Origin of the sequence: Sorangium sp. So ce1036, from assembly GCF_051369805.1 — a bacterium.
GTDB lineage: Bacteria > Myxococcota_A > Polyangia > Polyangiales > Polyangiaceae > Sorangium > Sorangium cellulosum_F.
The window spans coordinates 1,331,912-1,351,118 of the sequence record NZ_JBBMOX010000002.1 but is presented as its reverse complement, the minus strand read 5'-3'; the positions used below and the strand labels follow the sequence as shown (position 1 = coordinate 1,351,118).

Genomic DNA, 19,207 nt, shown 5'->3' with positions numbered 1-19,207 from the left:
GCCGCGCCGATTACAACCGATGACAGGTCATCGCCGTCCGCTCCCGCGCCCGCGGCGTCTCCGCGTCAGCGACGCATGCACCGCCAGCGCGCTCGCCTCTCTGCGCGGAGCCATCGTCAATACTGTTGATAAATCCACGATCCGCGGTCCGCGGCCATCCCATGGTCCTGCTGAACCGAGCGGAGACTCGCGCCTCCGAGACGGTCGCCCCAGAAGCTCGCGATCTGCTGCGTCAATCCGTCACGATCAGCGCCGCGACCGCCGCGCCAGCATGGAGCGATATCGCGCGACACACCGCTCCGGCGCCGCCCGCGGCGCGCCCCCCCCCCCGCGCTCGCGCTCGCGCGCGGGCGCGCAGGCGTCACCCGCGGCGCGCCTGCGCCTCCCGCGCCCGCACCGCCTCGAGGAACGTGCCGAGGTGCACCTCGACCACCTTGCTCACGTCGGGCGTGTAGCCGCCCGCGAGCACCCACGCGATCGGGATGCGCCGCTCGAGCGCCGCACGGAACACCACCTCGTCGCGCGCGCGCAGGTCGTCGTGCGACAGATCGAGCGGCGAGTACGGATCCTCGCGGTAAGGGTCCGCGCCGGCCTGGTAGAGGATCAGGTCGGGCGCCGCGCGGTCGATCGCGGGGCCGAGGTGCCGCGCCAGGATCTCGAGGTACGCGGCGCCGCCGCTCCCGTTCGGCACCGGGACCGACCAGCCATTGGCCGTGTCCGGGGCGCGCTCGCCCTCGACGTCCCGGTGCGCCCGGTTGTCCTTGTACCAGCTGCCATAAATGGACAGCCCGAACGCCCACGGGCGCGACGCGAGCAGCGACGCGGTGCCGTTGCCGTAGTGGAGATCCAGGTCGACCACGAGGCCGCGGCGGATTCGCCCCTCGGCGCGCGCGCGCTCGAGCGCGACGACGAGCCCGTTGAAGGTGCAGAAGCCCTCGCCGTGATCTTCATGCGCATGATGGAAGCCGCTCGCGAGGTTGCCTGCGATGCCGTCCTCCAGCGCGGCGAACGCGGCGGCCACGCAGCCGCCGTTCGTGAGGCGGACCGCCGCGGCGAGCGCCGGCGACCACGGCAGCTTCTGGGACTCCGCGAGCGCCCGGGGCTCGCCGGTCGCGATCGCCTGGACGTAGCCGGGCGCGTGGACGCGCAGGAGATCCTCATCGCCGACCGGCTCCGGCGCCTCGATGCGCGCGGGCAGGCCGCTCCGCTCGATGGCGTCGCGCACCAGGGCGAACTTGCGCATCGGCATGACGTGCTCGCCGATGTCCGCGAAGTACCCCGGCGCGTGAAACACGCGGATCGGCGGCGAGGCGCCCGCGCTCGAGGTCATCGGCAGACCGACTCGAGCAGGTCGAGCGCCTCGACGGCGTGGCGGGGACCAAAGACCAGCGCCGGCCGGAAGCGGAGCGCGCGGTCGCCCGAGCCGCCCACCTCGAGGCCGCGGTTCCGGAGCGCCGCGAGCGCCGCGTCGCGGCGGGCGCCGTCGGGGAAATCGACGGCCGCGAAGGTGCCGACGCCGCGCGCGCCCGAGAGCACCCCGGGGTAGCGGCGGCACAGGTCCTCCAGGCCGGCGAGCAGGCGCGCGCCCGTCGCCCGGGTGTTCTCGAGCAGCCGGTCGCGCTCGACGACCTCGAGGATCACCTCGAGCTGCGCCCCGCGGAGCGGGTCGCCGAGCCAGGTGTTGAAGATGCGCAGCGGCTCCGCCGGCGCGAGCTCCTCGCGGCAGTAGAAGCCGCCGAGCTGCATCTTCTTCGAGAACGTGACCATGTCCGGCGGCTCGGGCAGGTTCCACGCCTCGTGCGCCCAGATCGCGCCCGTGCCGCCGCCGCCGGTCTGCACCTCGTCGATGATCAGCGCGACGCCGCGCTCCGCGGTGAGGCGGCGGAGCGCCTGGAAGAACGCGGGGCTCGCGTGGCGGTCGCCGCCCTCGCCCTGGATCGGCTCCACGAGGACCGCCGCGACCTCGTCCGGGTGCGCGTCGAGCGCCGCCTTCACCGCCTCGAGCGAGCGCGCCTCGGCGGCGCGGTTCTGCTCCGCGTGCGCGGCCAGGGGGAACTGGCTCGCCGGGAACGGCGCGACGGGCCAGTCGAAGGCGGGGATGTCGAGCTTGTGGATCGGCTTGCTCCGCGTGGCCGAGAGCGCGCCCAGGCTGCGGCCGTGGAAGCCGCCCTCGAACGAGATCACCTTGAAGGCGTTCACGCCGGGCTGGCGGTTCAGCATCGCCGCCGCGAGATCGGCGTCGGTCGGCGCCGCGCCGCCGCGCCTTCGCCGGGCGAGCCGGATGAACGCGGCCTTGAGCGCGTTCTCCACCGCCTCGGCGCCGGTCGTGAACGTGAAGACGCGGGAGTGCCCCTTCGGCGCGACGCGCATCAGCGTGCGCTCGACGAGGTCGACCCACTCGGGCGCCGGCGCGACCCCGAGCGCGGAGCGGTAACCGGCGCACCAGTCGAACCGGCCGTCCCTCCACGCCGCGAGCAGGTCCGGGTGGTTGTAGCCGAGCGGCACGGCGGCGATGTGCCCGTACACGTCGAGCAGCACGTTGCCGTCCACGTCGACCATGTAGTTGCCGAGGCTCCTCCGCGCGTCCTGGTAGAAGTGGATCGGGCGCGGGTCCTGGTAGCGGCCGTGCCGCGCGCGGAGCGCCTCGGAGGCGGGGCCCGGGACGGCGGTCCGCATGGAGGCGCGCTCGGGCTCACCAGGGATGGGCGGGGCGATGCTGGACGGAGCGTTCATGGTCGGACTCCGGGGCGGAAGGGGCGGAAGAGGCGCGCGCCCATCGCCCGGCGGCCATCGCGGCTTCGCCTGGTGGGAGCGGCGGAAGGAGGGAAATACCAGCGTCGCGGACAGGGCGCCAGAAACGACGCGCCGCGCGGGCTGCGCCCGTGAAGGTGGGTATTCCGTCAAGACGTGCCGAGCAAGACGCAACGACCGGGCCGGCGCGTCGCGCCCGATCCGGCGTGAAACCGGCGCCCGGCCAGGATCGTTCTGTTATGCTCCGGGCGGCGAGCCTTCGTGCTTCCGTGCGCTCGCGCGCGGCGCCTCCGATCGGGGTCAACGGCGTTCCGCGCCTTCGACGTGACGAGACAGAGAAAGAGCGACAGCTTGAGCGATCTCGACTTCTCCTTCGCTTGGGAGGGCGCCGCCGGCCCCTCCGGTCCCTGGCAGCACCTGCGCGTCGCCCGCTTCCGCGGCACGGAGGGCATCTCCAGCCTGTATCGGTACGAGATCACCGCGATCACCCGCGAGCCCGCGCCCGAGGTCGATCCGGACGAGCTGATCCAGGCCCGGGCGACGCTCCGCATCGCGACGGGTACCCAGCCGGCCTCCCGCGTCGTGCACGGCATCCTCACCGAGGCGGAGGAGCTCGGCCCGATCCACGGCGGCATGGCCTACCGGCTCGTCCTGGAGCCCCCGCTCGCCCGCGCGGGGCACCGCACCCGGTGCCGCATCTTCCTGGAGAAGACCACGCGGCAGATCATCGACGCCGTGCTGCAGGGCGACCCTGCGCTCCAGCGCGCCGACGGCACCACGGTGGAGCCCGACGAGGGCCTCGGCGACTTCTCGCCGGCGCGCGAGCTCTTCGCCTGGCGCGTGGCGGACACCGCCCGCATCGACGCGGTCGCGGCGCGGCGTTACTGCGTCCAGTACAACGAGAGCGACCTCGCCTTCGTGTCGCGCCTGCTGGAGGAGGAGGGCATCAGCTACCACTTCGAGAACGGCGCCGGCGTCTGCCTGCTGGTGCTCTCGGACAAGGACGCGGGCCGCGCGCGGCTCGATCCGTTCCTGCCGCTCGGCGCCGATCTGCGCGGCCGGGAGGTGACCACGATGAAGCTCGGCGCCCGCCTGCGCCCCCGCAAGGTCACGCTGCAGGACTACAACTGGAAGAAGCCGGCGCTGAGCATGGGCGTGCAGGAGGCCTCGGGCGGCGGGGATCTCGTGGAGCACGAGTATCCGGGGCGGTACCCCGACACGCCGGACCAGGGCAAGCCGCTCGCCGCGGCGAGGCGCGAGCGGCTCGACGTCGAGGCGAGCTACGCGGTCGGCGTCGGCCCGAGCCGGGTGCTCGCGGCCGGGACCATCTTCGCCCTGGAGCACGCGAGCGCGCGGCACGAGGGGGAGTACCTGGTCACGCGGCTCGACGTGCGCGGCGAGCAGCCCGGGGTGCTGCCGCCGTCGTCGAACCTGGGCGCGGCGACGCAGGAGGTGGTGCCTTATACGTGCACGTTCGAGTGCGCCCGCCGCGGCAAGGGCGGCTCCGTCGACGAGTCCCGCTTCCGGCCTGCCCGGGTGACGCCCAGGCCGCGCATCGTGGGCTCGCAGACGGCGTTCGTCACCGCGGAGCCCGCGTCCTCGGGGCAGGAGATCCACATCGGCGGGCCGCAGGGCGCGGAGATCGGGTGCGTGCGGGTGCGGTTCCACTGGGACCAGGACGCCGAGCGGCACGGCAAGGAGCCGACGTCGTGCTGGGTGCGGGTGAGCCAGGTGTTCGCGGGCGCGGGGCAAGGGGCGGTGTTCCACCCGCGCGTGGGCGCGGAGGTGGTCGTCGACTTCGAGGACGGCGATCCGGACCGGCCGCTCGTGGTCGGCCGCGTGTACAACGGGCAGAACGTGCCGCCGACGGTGGTGCCGACCGTGAGCACCTTCAAGACCGACACGAGCCCGGCGGACGGCACGCACAACGAGCTGCGGTTCGACGACACCGCGGGCGCCCAGCAGATCTTGCTGCACACGCCGAGGGACTGGAACAGCGAGGTCGGCCATAACCGCAGCGAGACGATCGCGGTCGACAGCAGCTCGAGCGTCGGCGCGAACCGGAGCGAGGCGACGGGCGCGGACCGGAGCACGCTGGTCGGCGCGAACAACGCGGAGGTGGTGGGCGCGAACGAGACGCTCACGGTGGGCGGCAACCAGACCATCGGGGTCGGCGGGGACCAGGACACCGGCGTGGCCGGCAACCAGGGCATCGGGGTCCAGGGGGACCAGACCGTCGGGGTGCAGGGCAACCAGACCGTCGGCGTCCAGGGCGATCAGGCGGTGGCGATCAGCGGCAACCAGACGCTCGCGGTGACGGGGAACTCCACCGAGAGCATCACCGGGAACCGCGGGATCGCGGTCACGGGCAACGACGCGCTCGGGGTGCAGGGCACGCAGTCGATCCACGTCGTCGGGGTCCAGTCGACCGGCTACGACGCGGATCACGCGCTGGTCGTGAAGGGGAACCAGGCGATCCAGGTCGACGGCGACCAGGTCACCAGCGTGACGGGGAAGCAGAGCGTCGCGTCGAGCACGGAGCAGATCGTCACCGCGCCGAAGCAGCAGATCAGCGCGGAGACGACGCAGGTCCTGACCTCGGATCAACTCGAGGCGGGCGCCAGGACGTCCGCCACGATCGGCGCGCCGAAGGTCGGCGTGCACGGCAAGGACGAGGTGAACGTCACGGGCACGAAGCTCGTGATCTCGTTCAGCGGGGATATCGCCATCAAGGGGGCGAACATCAGCCTGGAGGCGTCGACGATCACCATCAAGGGCGGGAGCTCGGTCACGATCGACGGCGGCGAGACGGTGGACGTGACGGCGGCGCTGATCAAGCTGAACTGACGCCGCGCTTCCCGGGCGCTCCGCTGGCGCCGCGATGACCCCCGTAGCAGGAGAATAGAACAGGCCGCGAGGGGTCGCGTCAGGCGGAGCGCAGGGCCGCCTGCAGCTCGTCGTGGTGGCGCGGGTTCACCGCGACCTCGGTGCGCCCCGTTTTCTCCCGGGCGATCACGCCGATGTCGGCGATCCAGCCGACATGATAGCGCAGGCTCGCATCGAGCCCTGGGATCGTCCGGAGTCGACCGCGGGGGCTGGAGGCCGGGACGAGCGGCTCGCTGCGCGAGATGATCTTGCCCGGTAGAAGAGCTATCTCGATGCCGCCGGTATCGTGCTCATAGAGCCACTCGACCAGGGCATTGAACTCGCTCGCAGCGAGGTTGCATGGCTCTCCGGGCGCTGCCACGGCCGGCGCGCTCGCGGTGAGCCACAGCGCGTCGTTGAGCCGGCGCGTCGCCGGCGACAGCGTCGGGAACGGCGCTTCGGCCGCGTGGAGCGGGGCCATGTCCGACAGCCGGATCATCGTGTTGTACCAGGGCTCGAAGGCGCAGCGCAGGACCTCGTTGGCGCACCAGTTGAGATAGCTCGGGTACTCGGGCTGGATGGCGTTCTCATCCCAGCTGACGCCGAGGAGCGGCGGGTCGGCCACGCCTCCCGATTCATCGGTGATGATGAAGCCGATCCCGTCGCTGTCCGCGTACACGAGGCGGAAGCGCGCCGGGAGGTCGTTCTCCGTGATCGTGAAGTCGGGATCGCCCTGGCGGTACTCCGCGAGGCGCTGGCGGACGCGCTCCAGGCCGGTCGGGATCTCGGGCTCCTCGAGCGCGCACCGCTCGAAGACGACGGACCAGCCCACCGCGTGCCAGAAGGCGCGGATCAACGGGGACTCGTCCTCCGAGAGCGATACCGCGCGGACGCTCCGGTGATAGGCCGGCACCTGCCGCGCCAGCAGCTCGCGGATCGCCGCCGCCTCTGCGGTGACCTGCGGGAGAGAGGAACGGTCCAGCGGGAACAGGGGCTCACTCATCGTGCCTCCTTCACCACCCCAGCGCGTCATAGCCTTCGCGCATCGGCTGCTCGCTGCAGATGGACATGCTGCGCTCGTTCGGCGAGCGACGAAGCTGCTCCTCGTCTCGGGGGTTATAGCGGATCAGCAACTCCAGGGCACTGTAGGCTTGTTGCAGCCACACGTCGATACCGTCCAGCTGTCCGATGGCGCAGCGCTGCCAGGAGGGGCGGCCCTTGGATCTCTCGGGCTGGAACACGCGGAAACCAGGTAGACCCCGATCGAACCCAGGCGCATCGACGATCAGCTGCGCGCTCGCAGACGGATTCAGCCATGCGAGCGCCTCGTCCGAGGCGCTTCGCGCGGAAGCGAAGTAACGGCTCAGGGATCGGGAAAAGACATTGTCGGGTTCGGCCGGTCGGATGCCGGTCCGCGCGAGCCCTGGCTCTCGCATCCTCCAGATGCCGATGGACTCCCACAGCGTTGACATCCGCCGTGACGCATCCGGATCCAATGAGGGCGGGCGGCGTGTCGAGGCGTGGCCGGGGTGGAGCCGCGCGCGCAGCGCGTCGAGCCGTTCAAATGCCTGGGTACATTCGGCCACCGCGCGATCTCCATGCTCAATGGCAAGTCATCTTCTTCCACTTTCCGCTGTCATCCAGATAATAAACATCAACATGAATCCCGCGACTGTGCAGATCCTCCAGCGCGAGCGGGAGCGATGTCGCACAGTTGTGCGCATTCCGGGAGCAAGGCGGCTTGTCGATGAAGAGCTGGTATCGCCCCTGCAATTTCTGGCCTGATTTCAGGTGCTCATTGAGCAGGGAATTCAACGCATGAATCTCCGCGTGGATCCCGTTGTGACCGACGTTCGTTCCCACGCTCGCGTTCCACCCGGGAGGAGGAGGCGGCATTTTGGGCATTGGCGCCCCTTTCTTATTCTCCCCGTCGTAAACCCCACTGACGAATCCATAGGCGCCAGGTCCCCAGGGCAAATCCGGAGTCCCGCTACTGGGGAGGACGCGCAGAACCGCCAGGGTTTTATGATCAGGAACGCTGGGGCTCTGCATCTCGGAGGGAGCCGTTTTACCAGCCGATCGCCGAAAGAATATCGTCCTATCATCCCATATGTCTGGATACGCATGGCTATCCAACAACCCCGCGTAGAAATAGGGTCCACCCGTCCAGACGAGCCCCGCCGGATCGCTCCAGGCGACGGGGCTGGGCACGTAGCTGTACTCATTGAGCCCACCGAGGAGGCCGATGGGATCCGGGCTGATGTACCGCCCCACCTCGGGATCGTAGTAGCGATGGTGGTTGTAATAGAGCCCCGACTCCGCGTCGTACATCTGTCCAGGAAACCCGTCGGAGGCTTCTCCCGCGATGTCCGGGCTCAGCTCCCCCCAGGCCCCCTTCCGGCTCCACCAGATCAGCTTCCCCGCCGCGTCGACCACCTCCGACACGGAGCCCACCGCGTCGTGCAGCAAGGAATACGACGTGCCGCCGCGCGCTATCACGACGGGGCTCGGCAGATCCGGGTGTCGCACGCGGGTCTCGGCCGTGTCGTCTGGACCGACGCGATGCAGCAGGTGATCGCCGTCCCAGATGTACCGGATCGTGCCCTGTGGACCCCGCTTCTCGATGCGTCGATGCAAGGCGTCGTACGCATACGTCCAGCGCGCGCCGTCCGGGCGCACGACCGCCGAGAGCGTCCCGCTCCTGTGCCACTCGTACTGCCAGATCTCGGGGCGCTCGGCGCCCGCCCGGTAGACCTCTTTCCGGATCAACCGCCCGGCCGCATCGTGAGAGTAACGGGTGACCTGCTCCGCGCTGCAGGTCTCGGCGATGCGATTGCCCGCGGCGATGCGCAGCTCCGTGATGTCCGCGCCGAGCGACCTGAGGCTCTGCCGATCGAGCGTCCGGGGATCGGAGGGCAAGAGCACCCGCGCAGGATCGACGGACGCGGAGCTCACGCGGTTGCCCGACGCGTCGAGCTCGAAGAAGGCCGACCTGCCCACGTGAGACAGGACGGCGCGCAACCGACCCAGGGGATCGTGGAGGAAGTCGGTGCGCCCGCGCAGCGAGTCCTCGATGCAGGCCACGTGTCCCGCCGGATCGTACGAGATCCGCCGCTCGAGCGGCGCTCGGGCGGCCTCCGCCGCGCCGTGGTGCCGCGGCGCCTGATAGCTTTGCCACGTGACCCGCCCGACGGGATCGTACGCTTGCCTGAACTCCCCGCCGCCCGGAAGGAAGCAGCTCAGCTCCCGGCCGAGGCCGTCGCGGAGGAAGCGCAGGACATCCGAGCCATGTTGGAGCGCCTGGCAACGACTGCCCGGGCTCCAGTCCCAGGCGATCTGCGCGCCATGATCGGAGCGGAGCCGCACCCGACGGCCGGCGATATCGTACTCGCTGCGAACGGCGACGCCGTTCTGGACCTCCGCGGTGATCCGGCCGTAGAAATCTCGCTCGAAGCGGAGCTCGCTCTCGCGCGCCTCGATCCCGACCAGGAAGCCATCCTCGTTCCACCGGTACGCCGTCACGTCCCCGTCCGATTCCTTCTTCCTGAGCAGCGCTCCGAGCCCGTTGTAATCGAACGTGACGCGCTCGCCGCCAGGGTCCGTGATCGCCGCCACGTTGCCCGCGGCGTCGTACTCGAAGCGGTGGATTGCCCCGTCCCAGTTGCGCCGGGTCAGCGGGCGGCCGACGGGATCGTAGGTGTACTCGATGCGATTCCCGAGGCCGTCCTGGATCGCGAGGAGTCGCCTCGGCTCGGTGTCCCACTCGAAGCGCACGATCGTGCCGTCCGCTTCGCGGATCTCGACGATCTGGCCGCAGCTGTTGTGGCGGAGGTGCCTCGTCGTCCCGTCCGACAGCCGCTCGACGGTCGGGCGGCCTGAGAGGTCGTGCTCCGTCTGCAGGCGCCGCCCGTCCGGATGTTCCACCACGGAGATCCTCCTGGCGCGATCGTGGGTGATGCGCCAGACCCCGCCCTCCGGATCGCGGAGCGCGCTCCGCAGGCCGTAGCGATCGTGCTCGAGCGACCACCGTTGCCCGTCCGGATCGATCACCGCGCGGAGCTGCCCGCGGTCGTCCCACTCCAGCGAGGTGGCGCCGCCCAGCGGGTCTGCCGCGCGCACCACCTCGCCATGGGCGTTGTACTCGTAACGCAACCCGTGACCGAAGGGGTCGCGTGTCTCGGTGAGCAGGCCGCGCTCGTCGTACGTGTAGTGCCAGGTCTGGCCCCGCGCGTCGGCCAGGCTACGCATCCGGTGCTGGTCGTCGTAGGTGAAGCGCAGCGCGATGCCCTCGGGGAACGACGCGACAAGCACGCGCCCGAGCTCGTCGTACTGGAGCCGGTTCATCACGACGCCGCCCCGCGACTCCATGACGGTGCGGCCGTCGTCGTCGAAGCTGGACGTGCGCTCCGCGCCGTCGGGGTACTGCACCCGGAGGACCTGGCCGGCCTCGTTGTAGTGGTACCGGGTCACGTGGCCGTGGCTGTCCGTGACCTCCGTCTCGCGCTTCGCGGCGGAGTACCGCAACGTGCGCTCCTCGAAGCGCTCGCTCCCCGACGTGTAGACGCAGCGGCCGTGGCCGTCGTAGCGAAACACGTGAATCGCGCCGGTGCGCTTGGCCTCGGCGACGATCCGGTCCTCGGCGTCGTACTCGAACACGGTGATGGGGGCGTTCGGAGCGATGCCATCCGATACCCGGACGAGCCTCCCCGCGCTGTCGTAGTCGAACCGGACGATGTCCTCGCGCGGATCGACGAGCGACACCGCGGCGATGCGGCCCTGTGCGTCGTACCGGAGCTCGATCGCGCGATCGGAGCGCGACTGGCGGGCACGGTGGAGCCGCCCGCTGGCGTCGTACGTCAGGTCGAGGCGCACCTGAGGCAAGCCGACGATCGCGTCGAGACGGTACCGGGCGGTGCCGTCGATCCGCGTGAAGTGGAGCGCGTGCGGCCTCGTCGCCGCGGTGTAGAACCTGAGCGCGATCCGATCACGGGTCCCGCGCAGCTCGATGCCGGCGCGCGCGGCGATGAGCCGCCCCTGCTTCAGCAGCGATTCGCCGGGATCGTCGAGCACGTGCTCGGCGCCCTCGTGGTCGACATAGACGAACCCCTCGAGGGTCTGGCGGAGCTCATGCTGGAAGCAATGGCGCCACCCTGGCCCCAGCGGCCCGGGCGACCTCGCGCCGAGGAGCGCCGTGCTGTAGAAGCGCGAGAAGACGAGGGGAACGCTGCCCGGAAATGCACAGTCCATCCATGTGTTGAACATCGCGCCGCTGGCGACGTCGATCGGATGGCCCACTGACATGCGTCCATTGGTGCTCATGGTGCTGTGCTCCCGCTGCGCTCCGGCGAGGCGATGGCCGGCTCCAGGTTGCTCCGCGCGCTGTCGACCGCCTCCGCGAGGAGGCGCGCCGCCTCGTCGATCTCGGCCTCGGTGGTGTCGATCCCCACGCTCCAGCGGGTCGCCCCCTCCGCCCGCCAGGCCTCGTCGGGGAACGCCGCGGCGACCGCCGGCGATGCGGCGACGGCGCGCTGCAGGCACGCGGACGTCCGCGCGATGCAGACCCCGCGGAGATCCATCCCGGTCTCCAGCGCCCTCCCGTCGATGCCGGGGAGAGAGACGTTGACGATCGGTCCGAGCCAGCTCGCCCCGGCGTTGTGGACCGCCTCGGGGAACGTCGCCTGGATCGCCCGGACCAGCCGCTCCCCCAGCGTCCGGCACCGCGTGAGCCCGTCGTCCCGCCGGCTCTTCCGGGCGCGACACGCGGCGCCCATCCCGATCGCCGCGAGCCAGGGTGGCGTGCCGGAAGGAGCGCTATCGAACTCCCCCTCTCTCGCGCCAGGCGGCGGATAGGCGAGCTCGGCGGGGATCCGCAAGGCGCCCGCCCCGGCGGGCCCTCCGAGCTTCTGCGAGGCGCACGCGACGAACACCCGCGGCCGGAACAAGCCCCCGAGATCCAGCCAGGCCGCGGCCTGTACGGCGTCCACCACCCAGAAGGCGCGGGGCGCCTGGTCCATCAGGCTCGCCAGGGGCGCCGCGGTGCCCAGCTCATGATGGAGCGCGGACAGCGCCACGACCGACGCGCCCTCGAGCGCGCGCGCCGCGCCGGCCGGATCGACCTCGCCAGCGGGCATCGGGAGCCAGCGCACCTCGCGGCCGGCGGCCTCGGCGGCCTCCACCGCGCGCCGCAACGCCGGATGCTCCAGGCGACTGGAGACCACCGGCCCCTCGACCCGGCCCAGGAGATGCTCCAGCGCGCGTCGCAGCGCGTCGGTGCCGCCCGAGGTCCAGCGGAGCTCGGCGGCGCTGCAGCCGAGGTAGTCGGCGACCTCGATCCTCGCCTCGTCGAGCGCGGCGCGCGCCCGGCGCCCGGCGGCGTGCACGGAGCCGGGGTTCCCCCAGCGCTCGCGGGCGGCGCGGTGCATGGCGGTGAGGGCCTCCTCGACGACGGGCGTCGACGCGGCGTGATCGAGGTAGATCATGCGCCCGCGGCTCGCCCGTTGCCCTGCGCCTCGACAGGGGTCAACTGCACGTCGCGCACTTCCCCCTTCCCTGCTTGCTCGTCCGGGGGCCCCTCTTCGCCAACCCCTTCCCCAGCTTCCCGAGGCCCCTCGCCACCGCCGACCACGGCGGCATCGGGAACCCACCGATGAGCACGTTGGGGTGCCCGGTCAGCACCGCGCCGATGCACGGCGGCATCCCCGGATCCAGGCCCATGAGCAGGCTCAGGGCCAGGGCCGCCGCGTCCAGCCCCGCCTGGACCCCGGCGATCGCGGCCGACCTGGCGTCCCCGTCCTCCGCCTTCGCCGCCGCGTCGAGCGCCCCCGCGCCGACGCCGACCACGCCCCCCCCGATGGAGACGACCTTCGCCAGGGAGCCCATCGCCTTGGCCACCCCGGCCCCGGGCATGCAGTGCAGCGTGACGTCGAGCATCCGCGCCGCCCGCGCCCCGCCGATGAACACCTTGCTCGAGCCGGTGAACACCTCGAACGGCGGCGCGAACGTGCCGCACAGCACCGAGATGCCGAGATCCCCCGCGCGCGCCGCGGGGATCCCGTTGATCAGCACCGACGCGCACCCCGCGAGCACCACCGGCCCGAGGCTCGGCAGCGGGATCGGCATCGCCGGCGGGTGCAGGTGCAGGTGCGGGATCCCGAGGTGCAGCATCCCGAGCGTCGCCGCGGGCATCGCCGGGAACAGCTTCGCGACGTCCCTCGTCGCCAGCGCGAAGCCGTCGTTGAGCAGCGTGAGCGGCGTCGTGATCGCGCTCAGCGTGCCGCCGATCGCCGCGTTCGCCTTGTCCAGCGCGCTCGCCTCCGGGTCGGACAGGCTCTGGAACGGCGCCGCCGCGTCGTTGATGTCGCCCACCAGCACGTCGAGCGACGCGCTCCCGGTCGGCGCGATCAGCGGCTGAGGCGCCTCTGCCGCGTCGCTGGCCTCCGAGGCCGCTCCCTTGACCGCGTTGCCCTGTGTGCTCACGTCGTGGCCCTCCGCAGCGGGTGCTCCTGCGCCTCGCGCGCTTCCCTCTTCACCGCCTGCGCGGCGGCCTTGAGCTCGGCCTCGCAGGCGCGGCGCTCGTCATCCATGTACAGGGCCTTGTAGGCGGCGATCAGGCACTCCAGCGCCGAGCGGTGCCGCTCGTGGTACGCGAACGTCTTCGCCAGCGCCGCCGCGCCTCTCCACGCGGGCACGGCGCCCAGCGCGTCGCCCGCGCGGTACCGCGCGATGCCCTGCTTCTCCAGGGCGTCGGCCCTGGCGAACGGGTTCATGAGCTTCTCGGCGATCTGCGCGGCGAGGCCGAAGAACCCCTCGGCGTCGCGGTGGTCCTTGAGCTCCAGGCTGACGTCGCCGATCGCGGCGGTGAGGTTGAGCAGGACCGGCAGCGCCTGCAGCTGCATCACCAGCGCGAGCCCCTGGTGGTACTTCACCCTGGCCGCCTTGAGGTCCCCCATCTGCCGGAGCACGTCGCCCGCGCCCTGGAGGATCACGGCCTGCATCACCGTCGCGCCGTGCGCCGCGTAGTACTTGTAGAGCGCGCCGTACTTCTCGAGCGCCTCCGGGTAACGCCGGTAGGCGTAGTCGAGCCCCGCGAGCTGGAGGAGCGCCTGCATGCGGTCGGCGACCGGCGAGCTCCGGTCTCCGGCCTCCTGGACGAGCGCGTCGTTCAGCGCCGCCGGGCTCATGTCGAGCTCGTAGAGCAGCACCCCCGGGGCCTTGCCCCTGCGCAGCGGCGGGACCAGGAACGGGGCGCCGCGGTCGTCGCGCGCGATCACGCGCACGCCCCGCATCCACGGCTCGGGCCCCCGCGTGGGGACGAGCTCGCCGACGAGGCGCGCGTAGCCCTCGCGATCGACGATCTGGACCGGCAGGAGCCCCCAGACCACGCGGTGCCCGCCCTCCGCCGGGACGAGCGAGGAGACGTGATCGATCGCCGCGCGCAGGCGCGCGCCCGGCGGGGCCGCCGGGTCGTCACAGACGGCGGGCAGCGGCGAGAGCGGGGCCTCGCCCCGCGCCTCGCGGGGCGCCCTGGCGATCTCCATCTGGACCCGGAGGGCCTTCATGATCGCCGACGCGTACTGCGCCGCCTCGGTGAACGCCTCCCCGAAGACCAGGAAGAGGTCGGAGGGGGCCGTGTCGTCCATCCCCTCGAGGATCTTGAGCACGTACGCCATCTCCGGATCGGCGCAGCTCACGACCAGGAGGAGGTGCTCGCGCTGGTCGACGAACTCGCCCAGCGTCGCCTTCAGTTCATCGAGCTTGCGCCACATCGCGGACCGACCCTCCAGGGCAAACGTGGGCTCGCCGCGGTCACGTCACTGCGCCCGCAGCGCGGTGAGCGCCGCGCCCACCTCGCTGAAGAGCCCGGGATCCGCGGCCACCTTCTTCGTCCATGATCGCATCACGTGCATCAGCGCAGGGCGCTGGATCCCGAGCTCGTCGAGGACCTGCTCGCTCTGCTTGCGCTCCACGCCCACGACGAGGCGCGCGTACTCCGCCGGGGTGATCGGCCCGCGGAAGGCCTCCACGGCGGCCACGTAGGCGCTGTCGTACGCGCTCCGCAGCCGGCCCGGGCCGTGCCCCGCGTCCTTCTTGATCGCGGAGGTCCAGTGCCGATCGATGGCCGCCCACGCGCGCTCGCTGAGCGCGTGGGACGCCAGCACCGCCGCGCGCGGGGCGCGCGCCTCGGCGATCTCGGCGCTGACGGCCGCGAAACGCTCGAGCGGGAAGCTCGCCGGGTCGAGCTCGGGCGGCGCAGGCTCGGGCGCCGCGGCCGCCTCGGGCTCCGGCGCGGGCGGCGCCGAGAGGCGCGCCGCGGCCGCCTCGGGCTCCGCAACGGGCGGCGCCGAGAGGCGCGCCGCGGCCGCCTCGGGCTCCGCAGCGGGCGGCGCCGAGAGGCGCGCCGCGGCCGCCTCGGGCTCCGGCGCGGGCGGCGCGGACGGCCTCTCCGTCGCCGCCGGGGCGATGAGGTACGGCGCGATGCCAGGCACCGGCGTCGGCGCGGCCGGCGCGCGCTCGGCGACGGTCGCCAGCAGGGCCGGCTCGGCCGGCCACGCGGTGTACAGGCTCGGCGCCGGCGCAGCCGTGCCCTCCGCCCGCGCGGCGCCGGGAGCCGCCTGATCCGCGGCGCCCGGCGGCCCGGCCGACAGCGGGCCGCGAGGCTGCTCGCCGCGAGGCTGCTCCTGGAACGGGAGGACCCGCGCGCCCTGCAGCGCCTGGTCCGGCAGCTCCTCGACGGCCAGCGTGGAGACAGCGAAGCTCGGCAGCTCGGCACGAGCGACGGCGGGGCGCGGCTCCGCGGGCGGCGCCCCCTCCGGGCGAAACGGATGCACCGGACGGGGCTCGCCGGACGGCGCGCCCTCCGCGATATCGAGCGTCGCGGCCGCAGCGACACCGCTCAGCGCGAGCCCGGCGGACGCCGGGCCGATCGCGACGGCGGCTTCGCGCTCCGGCTGGGCGCGGGCGTCGCGCTGGGGCGGCCACGAGAGGGGCGCGCCGGCCTGCTCGACCCCCGCGACGAGGCGCACCCTCGCGAGCGCGGCCTCGCTCGCGAGGGGAAAGCTGCCCCGGAACACCAGGGTGCATCGCTGCGCGTCGCCGTCGATGCGCAGCGTGTCGGCGCACAGGGCGAGCCCCTGGCCGTCGCTCACCCCGAAGGCCGAGAGGCCGTGGACGCGCGCGAGGCCCCGCACCTCGGGCAAGCGCATCCGCAGGCGAGGGACGGTCGGGTGCAGCCCTTCGAGCAGGATCCACTCCCCGCCGCGCAGGTAGTCGACCCGCTGATCGGGAGGCGCGGACTGGAAGCAGGACCAGTCGAGGTGATCCGGGACCTCTCGAATGGATTCATCGATCGTCGAGGCTCGCGGCGTGTTCCCCGACAGCCCCCCGCGCGGGGGCCATCCGCGCGCGATCGGGCCGTATCCGGCGGGCCGCTGCGGCGCCTGCGGGTCGAGCACGATCGGCTGTTCCGGGCCGGCGCCCGCGTTGACGCCGAAGGGGTTCTCCTGCCCGTTCGCCCCGCGGACCGCCCGCTCGTACACGAGGGGCAGCGACCTGAACGGCGCGCTGCCCTGGACGAGCAACCGCTTGTCGAGGATCTCTCGACGTCGGTCGAAGAGGGCGAGGCGCACCGGCAAGGAGAGCACCGAGGTCCCGGGCGGCGCGCAGGCGCACCCCGTGAAGACCACATCGGCGCGCGGGAGGTAGGGAATGAGGTCGCTCGTGAACCGGACGCTCCTCGATGGGTCGTTGCCGTGATGGATGTTCGCCTTGAAGATCTCTTGCGGCGCGGATCTCGGCATCTCTGCGTCGATCGTGAACGCGAACGTCGCCTTCGCGATCACGGTGGCGTGGAGCTGTCCCCGGGTCCGCCACGCGACGGCGGCGGCCGTCGCACCCGGCAGCGCGATCACCTGATCGGGCGCGATCGCAGACCGGATCGCTCCGTCGAGCATCAGGGCAGCCCTCTCCTCAGCGTGCTCTCGGGGAACCTGGCCGACACGCGGGCAGGGTGACGTGAACGGACGATATCGTCAAGACGGGTGAAACTCACGTGGTCCGGCGGGCTCGACGACGCCCTGCGCGGTCACGTGGCCCCGTGACCGGCGACGGACGGCCGGATACGGACGACGATCGACTTCGACGCTGGAGTACGGCTCTTGTCGGCGACGCTGCCGAGCGGCACGAGCACGTTGGCCTCGGGGAAATAGGTCGCGACGTCGCCGCGGGGGATCGCGTAGAGCACGACGCGGAACGCGCGCGCGACGCGCTCGCCGTCGGAGAACCGGCTCGTGATGTCGACGAGATCGCCCTGCGCGAGCCCGCGCTCGGCCGCGTCCTCGGCGTTCATGAACACGACGCGTCGCCCGCCGCGCACGCCGCGGTAGCGGTCGTCTAGCCCGTAAATGGTCGTGTTGTACTGGTCGTGGCTGCGGATCGTCATCATCAGGAGCTCGCCGGGCTCGAGCTCGCGCCGCGGGAGCGGATGAGCGATGAAGTTCGCCTTGCCCGTCTCCGTGCGGAACTCGCGCCTCGCCGCGGCGTTCGGCAGGGCGAAGCCGCGCGGGTCCTTGACGCGCGCGTTGAAGTCGTCGAATCCGGGGATCGTGCGCTCGATGAGATCGCGGATCCTGTCGTAGTCCGCGGCGAGCTCCTCCCACGGCACGCGCGACCTCACGCCCAGCGTCGCGCGGGCGAGCCCCGCCACGATCGCGACCTCGCTCCGCAGCATCTCCGACGCCGGCGGGAGGTTGCCGCGCGAGCTCGAGACGACGCCCATCGAGTTCTCGACCGTCACGCGCTGCGGCCCGCTCGCCTGCACGTCGCGCTCGGTGCGCCCGAGGCAGGGCAGGATGAGGGCGCGCTTGCCCGTCACGAGGTGCGCCCGGTTCAGCTTGGTCGACACGTGCGCGGTGAGGTCGCACCGGGCGAGGGCGCGGGCGGTGAAGGCCGTGTCCGGCGTGGCCGAGAGGAAGTTGCCGCCCAGCGCGAAGAAGACGCGGGCCCGCCCCTCGGCCATGGCCGCGATCGCGGCGACCGTGTCGAGGCCGTGGTGGCGGGGCGGCGAGAAGCCGAAATTCGCCTCGATGCGATCGAGGAGCTCGGCCGGCGGGCGCTCCCAGATGCCCATCGTCCGGTCGCCCTGCACGTTGCTGTGCCCGCGCACCGGGCACGGGCCCGCGCCGGGCCGGCCGATGTTGCCGCGCAGGAGCAGGAAGTTCATGAGCTGCTGCACGTTGGCCACGCCGTTCTGGTGCTGCGTCAGGCCCATGGCCCAGCACGCGATCGTGCGCTCGGACCGCATCGCGATCTCGGCCGCCGCCCGGATCCGGTCGCGCGGGACGCCGCTCTGCTCCACGATGTCGTCCCACGGCGCCTCGCGCACGGCGGCCGCGAGCGCCTCGAAGCCGCGGGTGTGCTCCGCGATGAACGCGCGATCGAGCGCCGCCCCCGGCCGGCGCTCCTCCTCCTCGAGCATCTCCTTGATGATCCCGGTGAAGAGCGCGACGTCGCCGTTGATGCGCACCTGGAGGAAGAGCGACGAGAGCGGCACGCCCGGGCCGACGAGGTCGCCCGGGTGCTGCGGGTGGCGGAAGCGCTCGTTGCCCACCTCGGGGAGGGGGTTCACGGTCACGATCTCGCACCCGCGCCTCCGCGCCTCGCGCAGCGCCGTGAGCATGCGCGGGTGGTTCGTCCCGGGGTTCTGCCCGACGACGAAGATCGCGTCGGCGAGCTCGAAGTCGTGGAGGGACACGGTCCCCTTGCCCACGCCGATGGCCTCGCGCAGGCCGACGCCGCTCGACTCGTGGCACATGTTCGAGCAGTCGGGCAGGTTGTTCGTGCCGAGCTCGCGCGCGAAGAGCTGGTAGAGGAACGCGGCCTCGTTGCTCGTGCGCCCCGACGTGTAGAAGATCGCCTCGTCCGGCGAGCGGAGCGCGCGGAGCGCCGAGGCGACGATCGCGAGCGCCTCGTCCCACGACACCGGCCGGTAGTGGGTGGCGCCCTCGTCGAGCAGCATCGGGTGGGTGAGCCGGCCCTGCTTGCCGAGCCAGAGATCCGGCTGCCTCGAGAGCTCCGCGACGCTGTGCTCGCGGAAGAAGTCGGGCGTGACGCGCCGGAGCGTCGCCTCCTCGGCGACCGCCTTGGCGCCGTTCTCACAGAACTCCGCGAGCGAGCGGCCCTCTTCGGGCTCGGGCCACGCGCACCCGGGGCAGTCGAACCCCTCGCCCTGGTTGACGCGCAGGAGCGTGCGCACCGCGCGCGAGACCCCCATCTCCCCGATCGCGTGCTGGAGCGTCGCGCCTACCGCCGCGAGCCCGCCGGCCGCCTCGCTGCGCTCGCCGATCCGGGGCGGCTCCGGCTCGACCGGCGGCTCGGCGCGGACGTCGCGCGCGGTCACGACGCCGCCTCCTCGGGGAGGGCCACGCGCTCGCACGGCGCCTCGACCGAGAGCCGATCGTCGACGTCCGCGGCGCTCTTCTCGGTGATCTTGCGGATCGAGATGGGGGTCGTGGTGGACGGCATGGCGGGGTCGTTCCGTGCACCATCCTACCGCGCATCGTCCGGCAGAGCAGGCCCCCTCTGGGTCGCGTTCGAC

The 19,207-nt window shown here is 72.3% G+C and carries 12 protein-coding genes; 1 reads left to right on the top strand and 11 read right to left on the bottom strand.

Features of this window, described 5'->3' with window-relative positions; all coding sequences use genetic code 11:
• Positions 1 to 361 precede the first annotated feature (361 nt).
• Complete coding sequence (locus tag WMF31_RS41990; protein ID WP_436607482.1) at positions 362 to 1,330, bottom strand: histone deacetylase family protein; 969 nt, start codon at positions 1,328 to 1,330, stop codon at positions 362 to 364.
• Positions 1,327 to 2,733 (bottom strand): aminotransferase class III-fold pyridoxal phosphate-dependent enzyme, encoded by a 1,407-nt coding sequence (locus tag WMF31_RS41985; RefSeq protein WP_436607481.1) that lies wholly within the window; start codon positions 2,731 to 2,733, stop codon positions 1,327 to 1,329. Before WMF31_RS41985 ends, WMF31_RS41990 begins: the two co-directional genes overlap by 4 nt.
• 369 nt (positions 2,734 to 3,102) lie before the next feature.
• On the opposite strand from WMF31_RS41985, the gene WMF31_RS41980 reads away from it, so the two are divergent.
• Complete coding sequence (locus WMF31_RS41980) at positions 3,103 to 5,598, top strand: type VI secretion system Vgr family protein (RefSeq protein WP_436607480.1); 2,496 nt, start codon at positions 3,103 to 3,105, stop codon at positions 5,596 to 5,598.
• Between the two features lie 79 nt (positions 5,599 to 5,677).
• Here WMF31_RS41980 and WMF31_RS41975 read toward each other — a convergent pair whose 3' ends face one another.
• The 9 genes from WMF31_RS41975 to WMF31_RS41935 form a co-directional block, all read right to left on the bottom strand.
• Positions 5,678 to 6,619, bottom strand: a complete 942-nt coding sequence (locus WMF31_RS41975; RefSeq protein WP_436607479.1) for a hypothetical protein — start codon at positions 6,617 to 6,619, stop codon at positions 5,678 to 5,680.
• Between the two features lie 10 nt (positions 6,620 to 6,629).
• Positions 6,630 to 7,202 (bottom strand): hypothetical protein, encoded by a 573-nt coding sequence (locus WMF31_RS41970; RefSeq protein ID WP_436607478.1) that lies wholly within the window; start codon positions 7,200 to 7,202, stop codon positions 6,630 to 6,632.
• Positions 7,203 to 7,218: 16 nt separating this feature from the next.
• Positions 7,219 to 10,917: an RHS repeat-associated core domain-containing protein gene (locus WMF31_RS41965; RefSeq protein WP_436607477.1), complete on the bottom strand. Its 3,699-nt coding sequence runs from the start codon at positions 10,915 to 10,917 to the stop codon at positions 7,219 to 7,221.
• Between the two features lie 14 nt (positions 10,918 to 10,931).
• Entirely contained in the window at positions 10,932 to 12,095 is a 1,164-nt protein-coding gene (locus tag WMF31_RS41960; protein WP_436607476.1) for a cysteine desulfurase family protein, read from the bottom strand.
• A 40-nt stretch (positions 12,096 to 12,135) separates the two neighbouring features.
• Positions 12,136 to 13,092, bottom strand: a complete 957-nt coding sequence (locus WMF31_RS41955; protein WP_436607475.1) for a PAAR domain-containing protein — start codon at positions 13,090 to 13,092, stop codon at positions 12,136 to 12,138.
• Positions 13,089 to 14,381, bottom strand: coding sequence for a hypothetical protein (locus WMF31_RS41950; protein WP_436607474.1), 1,293 nt, complete (start codon positions 14,379 to 14,381; stop codon positions 13,089 to 13,091). The genes WMF31_RS41955 and WMF31_RS41950 overlap by 4 nt, the downstream gene beginning before the upstream one ends.
• A 45-nt stretch (positions 14,382 to 14,426) precedes the next feature.
• Positions 14,427 to 16,565 carry a DUF2169 domain-containing protein gene (locus WMF31_RS41945; protein ID WP_436607473.1) on the bottom strand — a complete coding sequence of 713 codons (2,139 nt, stop codon included), beginning with the start codon at positions 16,563 to 16,565 and terminating at the stop codon, positions 14,427 to 14,429.
• A 131-nt stretch (positions 16,566 to 16,696) separates the two neighbouring features.
• Positions 16,697 to 19,009: an FdhF/YdeP family oxidoreductase gene (locus WMF31_RS41940; RefSeq protein ID WP_436607472.1), complete on the bottom strand. Its 2,313-nt coding sequence runs from the start codon at positions 19,007 to 19,009 to the stop codon at positions 16,697 to 16,699.
• Entirely contained in the window at positions 19,006 to 19,134 is a 129-nt protein-coding gene (locus WMF31_RS41935; RefSeq protein WP_436607471.1) for a hypothetical protein, read from the bottom strand. Before WMF31_RS41935 ends, WMF31_RS41940 begins: the two co-directional genes overlap by 4 nt.
• Between the last annotated feature and the right edge of the window lie 73 nt (positions 19,135 to 19,207).